General features: G+C 68.6%; 11 protein-coding genes, 2 pseudogenes and 1 riboswitch. Of the genes and pseudogenes, 6 read left to right on the top strand and 7 right to left on the bottom strand.

Going from position 1 to position 12,949, the window contains the following annotated elements; genetic code table 11:
* Positions 1-10 precede the first annotated feature (10 nt).
* A complete protein-coding gene (locus tag B073_RS0116890; RefSeq protein WP_018539268.1) occupies positions 11-235 on the bottom strand; it encodes a CbtB domain-containing protein in 225 nt (74 codons plus the stop codon).
* A gap of 37 nt (positions 236-272) precedes the next feature.
* Positions 273-426: riboswitch (cobalamin riboswitch) on the bottom strand.
* Between the two features lie 96 nt (positions 427-522).
* Here B073_RS0116890 and B073_RS0116885 point away from each other — a divergent pair.
* A complete protein-coding gene (locus B073_RS0116885) occupies positions 523-1,098 on the top strand; it encodes a histidine phosphatase family protein (RefSeq protein ID WP_018539267.1) in 576 nt (191 codons plus the stop codon).
* A 105-nt stretch (positions 1,099-1,203) separates the two neighbouring features.
* On the opposite strand, the pseudogene B073_RS40160 reads toward B073_RS0116885, so the two are convergent.
* Positions 1,204-1,554 (bottom strand): annotated as a pseudogene (locus B073_RS40160) (DoxX family membrane protein); the annotation flags it as partial.
* Positions 1,555-1,623: 69 nt separating this feature from the next.
* Here B073_RS40160 and B073_RS49035 point away from each other — a divergent pair.
* Positions 1,624-1,957 (top strand): annotated as a pseudogene (locus B073_RS49035) (IS630 family transposase); the annotation flags it as partial.
* 589 nt (positions 1,958-2,546) lie between these two features.
* On the opposite strand, the gene B073_RS0116870 reads toward B073_RS49035, so the two are convergent.
* Together B073_RS0116870 and B073_RS0116865 are read right to left on the bottom strand one after the other, a co-directional pair.
* Complete coding sequence (locus B073_RS0116870; RefSeq protein ID WP_018539264.1) at positions 2,547-2,813, bottom strand: hypothetical protein; 267 nt, start codon at positions 2,811-2,813, stop codon at positions 2,547-2,549.
* Between the two features lie 600 nt (positions 2,814-3,413).
* Positions 3,414-5,660, bottom strand: a complete 2,247-nt coding sequence (locus B073_RS0116865; protein WP_026247461.1) for an MMPL family transporter — start codon at positions 5,658-5,660, stop codon at positions 3,414-3,416.
* 556 nt (positions 5,661-6,216) lie between these two features.
* Here B073_RS0116865 and B073_RS0116860 point away from each other — a divergent pair.
* Positions 6,217-7,443 (top strand): serine hydrolase domain-containing protein, encoded by a 1,227-nt coding sequence (locus tag B073_RS0116860; protein ID WP_026247460.1) that lies wholly within the window; start codon positions 6,217-6,219, stop codon positions 7,441-7,443.
* A 415-nt stretch (positions 7,444-7,858) separates the two neighbouring features.
* Positions 7,859-8,299 (top strand): hypothetical protein, encoded by a 441-nt coding sequence (locus B073_RS0116855; RefSeq protein ID WP_037811934.1) that lies wholly within the window; start codon positions 7,859-7,861, stop codon positions 8,297-8,299.
* 881 nt (positions 8,300-9,180) lie between these two features.
* Here the strand turns inward: B073_RS0116855 and B073_RS0116850 are convergent.
* The 3 genes from B073_RS0116850 to B073_RS0116840 are packed head-to-tail and all read right to left on the bottom strand — an operon-like array spanning position 9,181 to position 11,910.
* Positions 9,181-9,594, bottom strand: a complete 414-nt coding sequence (locus B073_RS0116850; RefSeq protein ID WP_018539260.1) for a MarR family winged helix-turn-helix transcriptional regulator — start codon at positions 9,592-9,594, stop codon at positions 9,181-9,183.
* Between the two features lie 18 nt (positions 9,595-9,612).
* Positions 9,613-11,016: an MFS transporter gene (locus tag B073_RS0116845; protein ID WP_018539259.1), complete on the bottom strand. Its 1,404-nt coding sequence runs from the start codon at positions 11,014-11,016 to the stop codon at positions 9,613-9,615.
* 51 nt (positions 11,017-11,067) lie between these two features.
* Positions 11,068-11,910, bottom strand: a complete 843-nt coding sequence (locus tag B073_RS0116840; RefSeq protein WP_018539258.1) for an NAD(P)H-binding protein — start codon at positions 11,908-11,910, stop codon at positions 11,068-11,070.
* Between the two features lie 109 nt (positions 11,911-12,019).
* On the opposite strand from B073_RS0116840, the gene B073_RS0116835 reads away from it, so the two are divergent.
* The gene (locus B073_RS0116835) at positions 12,020-12,544 is read left to right on the top strand and encodes a MarR family winged helix-turn-helix transcriptional regulator (RefSeq protein ID WP_018539257.1); all 525 of its coding nucleotides are present in this window, start codon (positions 12,020-12,022) and stop codon (positions 12,542-12,544) included.
* A gap of 259 nt (positions 12,545-12,803) precedes the next feature.
* Positions 12,804-12,949 (top strand): transposase (locus B073_RS47895; protein ID WP_234025110.1); only part of this gene is annotated, 146 nt, incomplete at its 3' end.

Below are 12,949 nucleotides of genomic sequence, written 5' to 3'. Positions count from 1 at the left end.
CCCGCCGTCGTCAGTGGCAGGGGAAGCCGAGCAGATGGCGCCCGTCGTGGACCCACTCGTGTACGCCCGAGCCGGACAGCAGCGAGGTGGCGCCCTGCTCCGCGCCGACGAAGTAGAGCAGGACCAGCATCAGGATGCCGAAGAACACCGCCCAAGGGGCGATGGCTTTCAGGGAGATCGGGGTGATTGCCGGTACGGCGGAAGAGCTGGTTGCGGGGGCAGCGGACTGCGCCATGGCGAAACCTCCTGGGGGAACACGCGTCCCGGTCCTCGGGTTCTGGACGACGAAGGGCGGGTCTGACTCCCGTGCTTCCACCGCGCGTTGGCGTGCGGTGGCCGGATATACAGTGGCGCGACCGTGCCGGATTCTCACCGGCTTCCGCCCCAGGTCGTCATGTCCACGCGACCGTAGCGCAAACCGGCCGGTCTGACCACGGCGCACGTCATACCCCCGCGCGCCCCGGCCGTGTGCACCATGGTCTGCTGAACCGGACGACGGGCGGGCCGAGGGGAGAAAGCAGCATGACCGCACGGATGATGTTCGTGTCACCCGCGATGAACTCTGCCGTACGGGAAGCCCGGTTCGACGACGGCGCTTCCCTGGATCCGGCCGGAGCGCGGCAGGCGTGCGCTGCCGCGTACTCGCTACCCGCCGCCGAGCGATACCTGTACGCCCCGGCCGCTCGCTGCCGTCAGACGGCGGCCGCCCTCGGACTGGAAGCACGCCCGGCAACGGACCTGCGTGACCTGGACGTCGGGACATGGCAAGGACGCACGCTGGACGAGGTGACCGCAACGTCGCCCCAATCCGTGGCCGCCTGGCTCTCCGACCCCACTGCCGCCCCTCACGGCGGCGAGTCGATAGCGGCACTGACCGACCGGGTCGGCGGCTGGCTCGATGCTCAGGGCGTCGAGGCCGGCCGAGTTCTCGCCGTTGTCGAGCCCGCCGTCATCCGGGCAGCGGTCGTGCATGCCCTCGGCCTGCCCCCGGCCGCCTTCTGGCGGCTGGATGTGCGCCCGTTGTCGCTGACCACGCTCACCGGCCGCTCCGGCCGATGGAACCTGCACTGCGGAGGCCCCTTGCTGCCCGCAGCCTGACCCTGGCCACCCGGTCCCACAAGGCAGTTGGGCTCAGCGACGCCGTCCGGCGCCAAGGACGAGCACTGGCCGGAACCGGCCACACCGCCGGACGCGCCTGACACCGGTGACGGTGGCCACGGCGTTGATCATCACGCCGATGAGGGCCGCGGCCGCGAGCGGGGTGAGCAGCCCTGCTGCCAGGCCGAGGCCGCCGAGGAATTCGGAGAGGCTGCCGATCAGGGCGAAGACCTTCCCGGGTCGATAGCCGAGGGAGGCGAATGCCTTATCGGTGGCGCTCAGGCCGTTGCCTCCGAAGAGTCCGAAGAGCTTTTGGGAACCGTGTGCGGCCGTCAGCAATCCCAAGGTCAGTCTGATGAGGAGGAGGCCCCAGTCGGGCGCGGAGGAGTGTGCCGGAGCGGTGTGTGCGGCCGCTGGTTCCGCGGGCGGTGGCAGCCGGTTCGGGATGCGGTTCATGTGATGCTCCCGATGCTCTGTTGCTTCACGTCAACCGCCTCCCACGCCGAGGGTGGTCGCAGGACGAGCATGACGGTGGCGACGGCGAGCAGGTGCGGAGCGCCGCGACGGGTACGGGAAGTGCCGCTCCGCCGGTGTCGCCTGTCGCCATGCCCGTGGCGGCAGCCGCCCACCCAGGGCATGCCGGTGGGGAAGATCGCCGAGGTGACGTTCACCAGCGCGGACCGGGTCCGGGATGTGGTCCATAACTTCAACGCCGACGGCTTCACTCGCTCTACCCGAAGTACAAAGGCGGCCGACCCAAGACGTTCACCCTCCCGGAAGGCTGGGAGATCAAGAAGATCGCCAAGTCGAAGCCGGCCGATCACGGTCTGCTTCTCGGCCTGGAGCCTGGCCGCGCTTTCGCCAGTGGCCCGGAGCCACTGGCCGCCTGCGTGGCTGTGCCATGCTGCCCCGGACTCGATCAGCACGCGTACCAAGCGCTGTTGGATGTCTCCGCGTCAGCCCCGGCCCCGGCCCCGCTCGACGCAGGTTGCCGTCGGCCGCGCGCCCCTGTCGTCACCGCGTCGAGCAGGGGCCCGCTTTAGGAGTGGGATCGAATCCTTGATCGAGGGTGTTGGTGTCTGCCGGGTGGTGCTGTTCTTGCAGGTCAGCGCCGCCCGGCCTGATGCTCGGTCCGGCCTTCGGCGCCTGATGTTCCGCCGTCCGCTCACGCATCGCTCACGCACGGAGAGCTTTCGGCGCGGCGGGATTTGAACCCACGACCTCTTCGTCCCGAACGAGGTTCGGACAGGTGCCCTAACTGCCGGTGTTGGAGTTTGTGCAGGTCAGGGCGGTGGTCTCGTTTGGCCTGGGGTGGTCCAGCAGGGGCTCTGGGAGAAGATCTTCTCCCAGATTTCTTCCAGGAGGCGTGGGCGACTGTCGTTCGTCGTGACTCAGCCCGTCGGAGTGTGGCGTCGCACGAGCGAATTCGCTGCACGGTTCGCTTCGGCTCAGCCTATTTCCTCGCGGGCGGCCTTGAGATCGTCCACCAGGAACACGTCCTGGGACCACTGCCCAGGCCACGCAGCAAGTACCAGATCCTTCGGCCCGGCCTGTGCCAGCGTGGCCCGCTTCTCGGTTATGCGGGTCGCCTGGGTGACGATCCCCTTCGCATCGATCCGGATGAGGGTCACGGTCTGGCCGCGCCAGGGAAACCCGCCCTCCACCGAGCTGGTGCGGCGGAGGGACGAAGCGTCGAAGTCAGCAAATCTCGGCATGTCTTGCACCCTAACGCCGGCAGCTGTTTGCCATCGGGGCCTTCGTCTGCCTCAGAGGCCCAGCACCGAACCCGCGCTCTGAGCTTGGGAATCAGGGGGCTTCTGCAACCTGGAAAGGTCCCTGAGCTGGGGGAATGGCTCGTAGTGCAGGTGGAGTTCAAGAGCCCTACGTTGGCTTCTGTTGTCCGTCGTATCTGGCACGCGAATGGCACGGTGGCCGGTTTGCTCGCTGAGCATGCTCGCCCCGTACGCGCAACCTTCTCCGCGGGTGTCCTCAGGGACGGGACGAAACGAGCCATTGCTTCCGCAATCGGTGGCTTGTCCTGAAAGGCCGAGCGGCGTGCGGATGTGGTGACGGTGGATGTCCGGATTCCGAGGACTGCCCGCGACCGCCGACGCGCGGTCACCGGGGTACCGGCCAAGGGATTGTAAGTGGGGTGAGATACCTGCTCGGGGGTGCTGATTCATGCTGGGTGGTGCTGGCGGCTAGACCGGCCCACTCATCCGTCCGCGGGGCTGTATGTCACGGGAAAGCGCCCCCGTACCGGCTGGGGCCAGTACGGGGGCGCTGTAGTGGTGCCGTTCGGCTCGGCGGGGGCGTCAGCCGACCAGGGCGCGTTCCCGCGGTGCGTGCGGTGCGGGGGCGGTTGCGTGCTGGTCGAGCTTCTCGCCTTCGACGTCCACTCGGGGCAGGATCCGGTCCAGCCACTTCGGCAGCCACCAGGCGGACCTGCCGAGCAGGGCGAGGAGCGCGGGCACGAGCGCCATGCGGACGATGAAGGCGTCGAAGAGGACGGCGATCGCGAGGGCGAAGCCGATCATCTTGATGAAGTCGTTGTCCTCCATGATGAAGCCGGAGAAGACGCTCGTCATGATGACCGCGGCCGCGGCGACGACCCGGCCGCCGTGCCGGAAGCCGTCGACGACCGCCTCGGCGGGGCGTGCCCCGTGGGCGTACGACTCACGCATCCGGCTGACCAGGAAGACCTCGTAGTCCATGGCGAGGCCGAAGACCACGCCGATCATGAAGATCGGCATCGTGCTCATGATCGGGCCGGTCTGCTCGATGCCGAGGACGTCGGCGAGCCAGCCCCACTGGAAGATCGCCACGACGGCGCCGAGGGCCGCGGTCACCGAGAGCAGGAAGCCGAGGGCTGCCTTGAGCGGGACCAGGAGGGAGCGGAAGACCACCATCAGGAGCAGGAAGGCGAGGCCGACGACCAGGCCGAGGTAGGGCAGGAGTGCGTCGTCGAGGGTCTGCGAGAAGTCGATGAACATGGCCGTCTGGCCGGTCACCAGGATCCGGGACGCGGTGCCCCGCTCCAAGTCGCGCGAGGCGGCCCGTAGTTGGTGGACCAGTTGCTCGGTCTTGTGCTCGGTCGGGCCGGTCTTCGGGATGACGTTCAGGATCGCGGTGTCGTCGGCCTTGTTGGCGGTGGCCGGGGAGACCGAGGCTACGCCGTCCGTCGTGCGGAGGGCCGCGCCGACCTTGTCGCCGGCGGCCTTGGCGCCGTTCGCCTGCACGGTGACCATCAGCGGTCCGTTGAACCCGGGGCCGAAGGACTGGGCGAGCATGTCGTACGCCTTGCGCTGAGTGGTCTTCGTCGACATCGAACCCTCGCCGGGCAGTCCGAGTTGCAGGCTCGCGGCCGGTACGGCGACCGTGCCGAGGCCGACCACGCCGACGAGCAGCACGGCGACGGGGTGGCGCAGGACGTAACTCGCCCAGCGGGCAGCGAGGTTGGGTCTGCCGTGTTTGGTCGACTTGGCGGCCTTGCGCTGCCGGCGCTCCGACAGCGGCTTGACGGCGTACCGCAGGCGGCCCTTGCGGGCCATCACCTTGACCGGGGCGAAGCCCAGCAGGGCGGGGACCAGGGTGATCGCGACGAGCACGGCGACCGTGACGGTGCCGGCGGCGGCGAGGCCCATCTTGGTGAGCATCGGGACGCCCACGACGGCCAGTCCGGCGAGGGCGACGATGACCGTCAGCCCCGCGAAGACGACCGCCGAACCCGCGGTGCCGACGGCCCGGCCCGCGGCCTCTTCGGGGGTGCGCCCCTCGATCCGCTCGGCGCGGAACCGGGACACGATGAACAGCGCGTAGTCGATGCCGACCGCGAGGCCGATCATCATCGCGAGCGTCGAGGTGGTGGCGGACAGGCCGAGGGTGGAGCCGAGCGCGGTGATACCGGAGATCCCGACCCCGACTCCGATCAGCGCGGTGATCAGCGGCATTCCGGCCGCGACCATCGAGCCGAAGGTCAGGACGAGGACGATCGCGGAGACCAGGATGCCGATCTTCTCGCCGGTGCCGCCCATCGTCTGGTCGACCTTCACGGCGTCACCGCCGGCCTCGACGGTCAGGCCCGCCGTGCGGGCCTTCTTGACGGCGGCGTCGAGCGCGTCGTGCGCCTTGTCGCTGACCTTGAGTGCGGGGACCTTGTACGTCACCACCGTGTAGGCGGTCGTTCCGTCCTTGCTGATGCTGACCGCGGGGATTTTGTACGGGTCGGAGGCGGCCACCACCTGCGGGGATGATGTGCCCAACGCGGCGACGAGCCGGCCGACTTCGGCCCGCTGGGCGGCGTCGCTGATCTTCTGGCCCTCGGGTGCCCGGACGACGACCCGGGCGCTGGAGCCATCGGCACGCGCGTCCGGGAACTTCTTCGTCAGCAGGTCGAAGGCTTTCTGTGACTCGGTGCCCGGCATCGAGAACGTATCGGCGGGCGGTGGCGCAGCGGAGGAGGCGGCGAAGCCCGCGCCGCCGAATATCAGCAGCCAGAGCAGCAGCATCACCCCCCGGCGGCGAAAGGCGAGGCGGCCGAGTCTGGAAAGGAACGTAGCCACGCTGGGGCTCCCGTTGGGTCGGTTCGATCGATGTGTAGTCGGCCGGGCTGGGCCGGGCCGGGTCGGCGCTTCGGGCACCGGGCTGCACCACATGGCGCCGTGATGGCGCACGTCTGGTCCCTGTCTGGTGCACGACTGGCGTCGGGCGGGTGGTCCCGGGCCTGGGCGCGGCCGCTCTTCCGTAAGACGCATGCCGCTTATGGCGCTCGCACTTCTCATCATGGCACACGTTTGACGCCTTGGTGAGTCAGCCTGGCGCCACGTGGCGCCAGGCGTCGTTTCCCCTTTCCGGGGCCTCGTCGGTGTTGGCGCGCTGGCCTAGCTGCGCTTATGGCCCGCGATTCCCTGGTTGGCTGCCAGGTCCGAGGTGGTAGCCGAAGTGGTGTGGTGCGACGGTCACCTCTGTCTGGGTGTGGCGATCGCGCTTGGCTCGGCCCGCACCTCGTTGTGCCAAGCTGAGCCGTTATGGCTTGCGTTTGGTGCCATGCGGTGCCATGGTGGCGTCGTGATTGCACGCAACGACATTCTCGGCGCGGCCGAGACGGAGGTACCAGGAATGACCACGGGTACGAAGAACAGCAGGGTCCGGATGCCGAGGGCCTCCCGACGGTTAGTGCTCACGGCGCTGGCGACCACGCTGCTGGCCGGGGTGGCCGTGCCCGCAGTGGCCACCGCGGGCAGCACGGCCGCGCCGAAGGCCGCTGCCGGGCAGAAGCGCCCGGAGCTGCAGAAGGCCATCCAAGGGATAGTCGATTCCGGTCTGACCGGGGTGCAGATGCGCGTGCACGATCAGCGGGGCGACTGGGTCGGCAGCGCCGGGGTGAGCAAGCTGGGCGCTACCGCGAAGCCGCCGACCGACGGGTACTTCCGGATAGGCAGCGCCACCAAGACCTTCACCGCGACCCTGGTGCTGCAACTGGTGGCCGAGGGCAAGGTCGGGCTGGACAGTCCGGCGGCCGACTACCTGCCCCAGTTCGGACTGGACCGCCGGATCACCGTGCGGATGCTGCTGCAGCACACCAGCGGGTTGTTCGACTACACCGGCGAGCACTATCCCGACGGGAAGGTCGTGCCGGGGATCCCCTGGCAGGGCAAGGAGTGGGTGGACAACCGATTCCACACGTACCAGCCGGAGAAGCTGGTGCGGTTCGCGTTGTCCAAGCCGGTGCGGTTCGCACCGGGCACGAGCTGGAGCTACTCCAACACCAACTACGTGCTGGCCAGGCTGCTGATCGAGAAGGTCACCGGCCACTCGTACACCGACGAGGTCAAGCGGCGGATCGTGCTTCCGCTCAAGCTCAAGCACACCCTGGCGCCGGGCACCTCGCCGGAGATCCCCGAACCCCACGCCCACAGCTACTACCGCTACCAGGACGCCGGGCGGCAGAAGACGGTCGATGTCACCCGCCAGAACCCCTCCTGGATCTCCAGCGCCGGCGAGATGATCTCGACCACCGAGGACCTCCACACGTTCTTCTCCGCACTGCTCGGCGGGAAACTTCTCCCGCCCGCGCTGCTGGCCGAGATGCGCAAGCCGCACTCGACGACCGTCCCGAAGATGGGCTACGGCCTCGGGTTGCAGGCGCAGAAGGCGGACTGCGGCAGCACCGTCCTGTTCCACGACGGCGGCGTCCAGGGCGCCGGAACGCTGATGTACAGCACGCCCGACGGCAGCAGGACCATGGAGGCCGCGGTGAACTACGTGGACGGGGTCAACGCCCCAGTGGGTGCGTACCAGAAGGAGGTGCAGAAGCTCGTCAACACGGTGTTCTGCAGCAGGTAGGCCGGATCGGCTGGGCGGCCCAGCCAGTTCGGTCGACGGAGCCGAGCACCGTGGACCCGTACGCCCTGAGCCTGGACCTCTCCTGATCGCGCGTCAGGCCCAGCGGCCCAGCTGGTCTACACGCGCACGTCCGGCCGAGCAGGCAGAAGAGACCGAGGCCCTCGTCGGGGACGAAGTCGGCCGAGGGGCGCCTGCTCGGCCGTGGCGTGCCTGGTCGTGGCCGACGCTGTTCAAGCGCTGTTCAGCGCTGTTGACTGAGCTTGCCGGTGAGGAGTCCGTAGTGACAGTGTCGGCGACCCGCACGAGAAATCGCCGGTTCGAAGTTGCCTCCGTGTTCGGCGAATACTGATCCAGGTGGTCTTGTACGGGGCATCGTTCGAGAGTGCCGTTCAAGGACGAGCGAAGGGGGGCCACCATGCGATGGAGGGAGCGTCCGGTATGGATCCGGTGCACCGCTGTGGTGTACGTGGCCGGATTCCTGGAAGGAACGGCAGCACACGGATTCTTTCTCGTGAAGGGCGGGCTGGACGCCTACAGCTACGCACCCATGCTCGTCCAACTGCTCTTCCACGCGCTCCTGCTGCTCGATCCGCTGGTCGCGCTATTGATCATCCGTGCCCGCCCCGGCGGGCCGCTGCTCGCTGCCGCGGTCGTGCTCGCGGACGTGGTCGGGAACTGGAGCGTCGCCTGGAAGGCGGTCATGACACATCCCACCTCGTTTCTCCGTCCCGTAGGGCTCTTGCCGATCACGCTCTTCGGCATCTTCGTCCTGCTCACGGCGCTCCCGCTCCGCCGGGCGCTGACGCCCGTTGGAGACATCAATGCCTGCGGGTCATCTCCGCCCAGGGCAGGGTGACGGGCAGTACGCCAGTCCGGCCGGGCATCCGTCCACGGAGGCGAGACGCGATACACCGGCTCCGGCATCACTGCCCACAACTACCCGCTCCTGCTATGGCAATGCCGCAAGCCGTCATCGCCGTATCGGTCATGACTGCCGTCCTCCCCCGCAGCTCCCGCTCGGCCCAGGACGAGGACAAGCGCTGTCCACGACGACATCTCCTACAGTCTGTGGACCTCAGCAGTCGCCATCGTGCCCGTGCATGCGGCGATGCCAGCGCGGGCGGCCGCTGCACCGTCCGCGGGTCCTCCGGTGCTGAGCCCTGCCTGCCCTGGCGGCCTGCGTACGAGCCACCGGCGAACTGGTCCACCGCCACGGGGCCCGTCCCGGGGTGTTGGTCCACAGCTCCGCTTCGTGGTTGCGCATGTGCGTACCTGCTGTGGCTGCATGATGCAGGTCACGGTAACGCGTCTCATGCGAAACAAGAGATGAGATAAGTCGGCCTGGGCGGTGCCGTGTTAACGCATCGATGGGGCATTGGGGCAGGGGTTTCAGGCTAGTTGGGACACGCGGAGGGCATGCCACTGCGCAAGAGCTCTGGGCAACAAACGAGGCCCAGGTCGACGACCTGGGCCTACGCTATGGAGCGGGTGACGGGAATCGAAGCCGCGCTCTGAGCTTGGGAACCATAGGGGTTTGGTCGCGACACCGCAGGTTAGCGGCCTGTTGTGCGGCCAAGTGCAGCCTGCTGGGGCCGTTGTCTGCGTCCGGCGGTTGTACGTGGCTGACTGCTTCTGCCGGTGCGGTAGTGGTGGGCGGGGTGGTGAAACCGAGACAGGGAGAGGGGGCCGCGGGGTTCTGGCGGGATGTTGGTTACGAGGGTTGCGGCTTTGGTGAACTCACTGTTCTGCTCCGTTCTCCAGGTTGTGGGTCATCCGCTCCAGGACGGTGACGGTGATCCGGTATTCCTCGCGGGTGATGCCGGTCGTCGACAGGTCGCGGAAGGCGTGCACGCGCTCGGCGACGTCGGTGAGGCGGGCGCGGCCGTCGTCGGTCAGGGTGAGGCGGCCCGGCTCTGGGCGGGCGATCCAGCCGGCGGCCATGACTGTCTCGATGGCGGTGGTCAGGGTGGCGTTGTCGGCGTTGGCGGCAAGGACGGTCAGTACTTCGGTGTCGGTGGTCTGTGGATCCTTCTCGATGACGTTGAGGACCTGCCAGGCGGTCCGGGTGAGGCCGAACTCGGCCAGCATGGCGTTCATGTGGCAGGTGAGGGCCTTGTCGGTGCGGTTGAGCCAGTAACCGATGGGCTTCATGTTGTGCTCCGGAGCGGGTCAGTGATGCCGGGGCCGGGCCCTGCGCGGCAGTAGCCGCACGAGGGCGCAGCAGGCGAGGGTGCCGGCGGCGACCGTGGCGAGGCTGAGAACAGCTGCGGATGCGGGGGAGCCGGCGGTATGGAAGTAGACGGTGGTGATGGCCGCGGCGCCGATGCTGTTGGCGAGTTGTGCGACGGCGGAGAGTGCACCGCTGGCGCTGCCCGATTCCTTGGGGCCGATGTCGCCGAGGGTGACCTCGTAGACGGTGCCGAAGCAGGAGCCGAGACCAAGGCCGGTGACGAAGACCGGGGCGAGGAGCGTCCATGCCGTCGGGTTGGTGGTGTGGATCAGGACGAGTAGCGACAGCGTGCCGGTCAGTGTGAGCAGCAGGCCGATGAGGATGAGCGTGCGGCCGAGGCGGGCCATCAGACGGTGCGCGGCGATCGAGGCGAGGATGATGCCGGCGGCGACCGGGGCGAGGCCGAGCGAAGTCTGGGTCGGGGTGCGGTGCAGCCCGTCCTGGAGGAAGAGGGAGAGAACGAGGAGCAGACCGGCGACCGCCGCGTTGAAGACGAGGCCGAGGATCAGGCCGGAGGTGAAGCCACGGTTCTTGAGCAGCGAGGGCTCGATGAGTGGGCTGGCGGCGCTGCGCTGACGCAGGCAGAACAGCGCGAAGAGCAGAGTGCCTGCGGTGAGGGAGAGGATCGGGACGGGCGTCCAGCCGTGGCCGGAGCCGTCGATCAGGCCGTAGAGCAGGCCGAACATCATGGCGGCGAGCAGGCCGGAGCCCGGAACATCGACGGTGACCGTCCGGTCTCCGGCGTCGCGGGGCAGCAGCCGGGCGGCCAGGGCGATCGTGAGGCCGCCGAGTGCGATGTTGACCAAGAACATGGAGCGCCAGCCGAAGCTGTCGATGAGGAATCCGGCGAGGACCGGGCCGCTGATCGCGGACAGGCCCAGGCAGGGGGCGAAGACGCCGAACGCCTTGCCGATCTCGTTCGGAGGGAAGACCGCGCCGAGGATGCCGAAGCCCTGCGGGATCACGAGGGCGCCGAAGGCTCCTTGGAGCAGGCGGAACTCGATGACGGAGGCGGGTCCGGTGGCCAGGCCGCAGGCGACGGATGCGAGCGTGAAGCCGGTGAGACCGGTCAGGAACAGGCGGCGGCGGCCGAACTTGTCGCCGAGTCTGCCGCCGACCACCAGCAGGACGCCCATGGCCAGGGCGTAACCGGCGCCCAGCCACTGGACGAGGGCGTCTCCCCCGTGCAGGTCGGTGGCGATGGTCGGGGCGGCGATGTTGGTGATCGTGGCATCGAGGAGGTCGAGGACGGCGGCGAAGAGGACGACGGCGAGGATGGCCCATCGGCGGCGGTCGGTCCTGGTTTGTGGGGTGGCGGGGGCCTGGTTCAAGGCCGTGGACATGGAATCCCTTAGGCGGAGGGGGCGGGCCTGTGTGGTGTGGGCCCGCCCGGATCAGTGCCGGGTGAAGGCGGCGGCGTTCTCGCGGGCCCACTGCCGGAAGGTGCGGGCGGGGCGGCCGAGGAGGGTCTGGGTGGTGTCGGCGATGGCGGCCGGACCGTGGTTGGCGGCCTCCCACAGGTCGAGCAGCGAGGTGACCATCGGCGCGGGCATGTGGCGGCCCATCTGCTGCTCGGCCTCGGCGCGAGTGATGTGCTCGACCGGGATCCGGCGGCCGAGGGTGTCTGCGAGGACGGCGAGTTGTTCGCGGAAGGTGAGCGAGTCGGGGCCGGTCAGGGTGACCGAGCGGCCGGTGAGGGAGGTGCCGGTCAGCGCCTCGACGGCGATGTCGGCGATGTCCTCGGGGTGGATGGGCGCGATGTGCGCGTCCGGATAGGCGAGTTGGATCGGCATCGACTGGCCGATGAAGTAGGCCCAGCCGAGGGAGTTGCTGGCGAAGGCGTCCGGGCGCAGGAACGTGCAGGCGAGGTCGGAGCCGGCGAGGGCGCGCTCGACCTGCAGGCTGTGGCCGGCGAGCGGATCGTGCTCGGCATCCGGGCCCAGGACCGAGGAGGACGAGAGCAGGACGACGTGCTCGACGCCGGCGGCCTCGGCGGCCTCGACCAGCTCGCGGATGCCGGCCGGCTCGGGGTAGAGGAAGACCCGGCGGACGTCGCGGAGCGCGGATTCGAAGGTCTCGGGCCGGTCGAGGGCGAGCTCGGCGACGTCGACGCCGTCCGGGACGGTCAGTTCGGCGGGGTTGGCGCTGGCGGCGCGGACGGTGAGACCGGCCGATTGCAGGCGGCTGATGATCGCCTGGCCGATCCTGCCGCGGGCGCCGGTGATGAGGGTGGTCATGGAATGCTCCGTTCGTTCATTGCTCGAAGTCATATGCATGCAATCATGCACACGTTTGCTAGTCAACACATGCCTTCGTGGAATCATTCATGTCTGTACGATGAGGGGTATGACGAAGCGCGAGCAGAAGACCGCGGAGGAACTGCTGGACGCCGTGGGGCCGGCCTTCGGGAAGCTGCGGCGCTCCTCGCTCCTGGAGGTCGAGGAGCCGATTTCCCACAAGGACCTGAGCCGCACGCTGGTGCTCAGAATCGTCCTGGAAGCCGAGCAGGACGCCACGGAGGCCGAGTCGGGCGGGCAGTCCGGTGCCGGCGAGATCACCGTCGGCGCCGTCGCCCGGCACCTGGGCGTGGATCCGTCGGTGGCCAGTCGCATGGTCTCCGACTGCATCTCGGCCGGCTATCTGGTCCGTGCGGCCTCCCAGCAGGACGGCCGCCGCACCGTCCTCCAGCTCAGCCCCGAGGGCCGTGAGCTGATGGCCCGCTTCGTCCGCCATCAACGCTCGGCCTTCGAGTGCATCACCGCCGACTGGACCGAGCAGGAGCGCCTGGAATTCGCTCGCCTCATGCTCAAGTACGTCGACTCCCAGGACGCCCTCCGCCACCGACGCCCGGACAAGGACGCTCCGCGCTGAACCGCCCCGGCGCCTGTCCTCGGACGGGAACCGCGGGCCTTCGACCGCCCCGCTCGGCGAGTGCGGAGGATAAACGGATTCGAATTCGTGAGGGGCTGCCCCCGAAACGCTTTCCGCATGTTCTGTTCGTCCGGGGGCGCACCGGAACGTTCTGAGTGGGCGGTTCGTGAGTCTTTGAGTCGTTCTGTGGTCGCCCGATGGTGTGAGGTGTGGGCGGAATCCGCGGGTCCGTCGTGTGGGGTCTGCTGGGGTTGGCGGGGTGAGTGAACGCAAGTCATATCCCAGCGACTTATCGGACGGGCAGTGGTCGTTGATCGAGCCGGTGATCACCGCGTGGAAGGACCGGCACCGCTCGGTCAGCGGTCATCAGGGCGCCTATGCGATGCGGGAGATCGTGAACGCGAT

This window comes from Streptomyces sp. MspMP-M5 (assembly GCF_000373585.1).
Classification (GTDB): domain Bacteria; phylum Actinomycetota; class Actinomycetes; order Streptomycetales; family Streptomycetaceae; genus Streptomyces.
Note: the sequence above shows the minus strand (reverse complement) of the source record. Positions and strands in the feature narration are given on the sequence as shown.

What these genes read in the sequence shown, in the direction of transcription:
- B073_RS0116890 (WP_018539268.1), bottom strand. Translation starts at nt 235, where the DNA reads ATGGCGCAGTCCGCTGCCCCCGCAACCAGCTCTTCCGCCGTACCGGCA.
- B073_RS0116885 (WP_018539267.1), top strand. Translation starts at nt 523, where the DNA reads ATGACCGCACGGATGATGTTCGTGTCACCCGCGATGAACTCTGCCGTA.
- B073_RS0116870 (WP_018539264.1), bottom strand. Translation starts at nt 2,813, where the DNA reads ATGCCGAGATTTGCTGACTTCGACGCTTCGTCCCTCCGCCGCACCAGC.
- B073_RS0116860 (WP_026247460.1), top strand. Translation starts at nt 6,217, where the DNA reads ATGACCACGGGTACGAAGAACAGCAGGGTCCGGATGCCGAGGGCCTCC.
- B073_RS0116855 (WP_037811934.1), top strand. Translation starts at nt 7,859, where the DNA reads ATGCGATGGAGGGAGCGTCCGGTATGGATCCGGTGCACCGCTGTGGTG.
- B073_RS0116850 (WP_018539260.1), bottom strand. Translation starts at nt 9,594, where the DNA reads ATGAAGCCCATCGGTTACTGGCTCAACCGCACCGACAAGGCCCTCACC.
- B073_RS0116845 (WP_018539259.1), bottom strand. Translation starts at nt 11,016, where the DNA reads ATGTCCACGGCCTTGAACCAGGCCCCCGCCACCCCACAAACCAGGACC.
- B073_RS0116840 (WP_018539258.1), bottom strand. Translation starts at nt 11,910, where the DNA reads ATGACCACCCTCATCACCGGCGCCCGCGGCAGGATCGGCCAGGCGATC.
- B073_RS0116835 (WP_018539257.1), top strand. Translation starts at nt 12,020, where the DNA reads ATGACGAAGCGCGAGCAGAAGACCGCGGAGGAACTGCTGGACGCCGTG.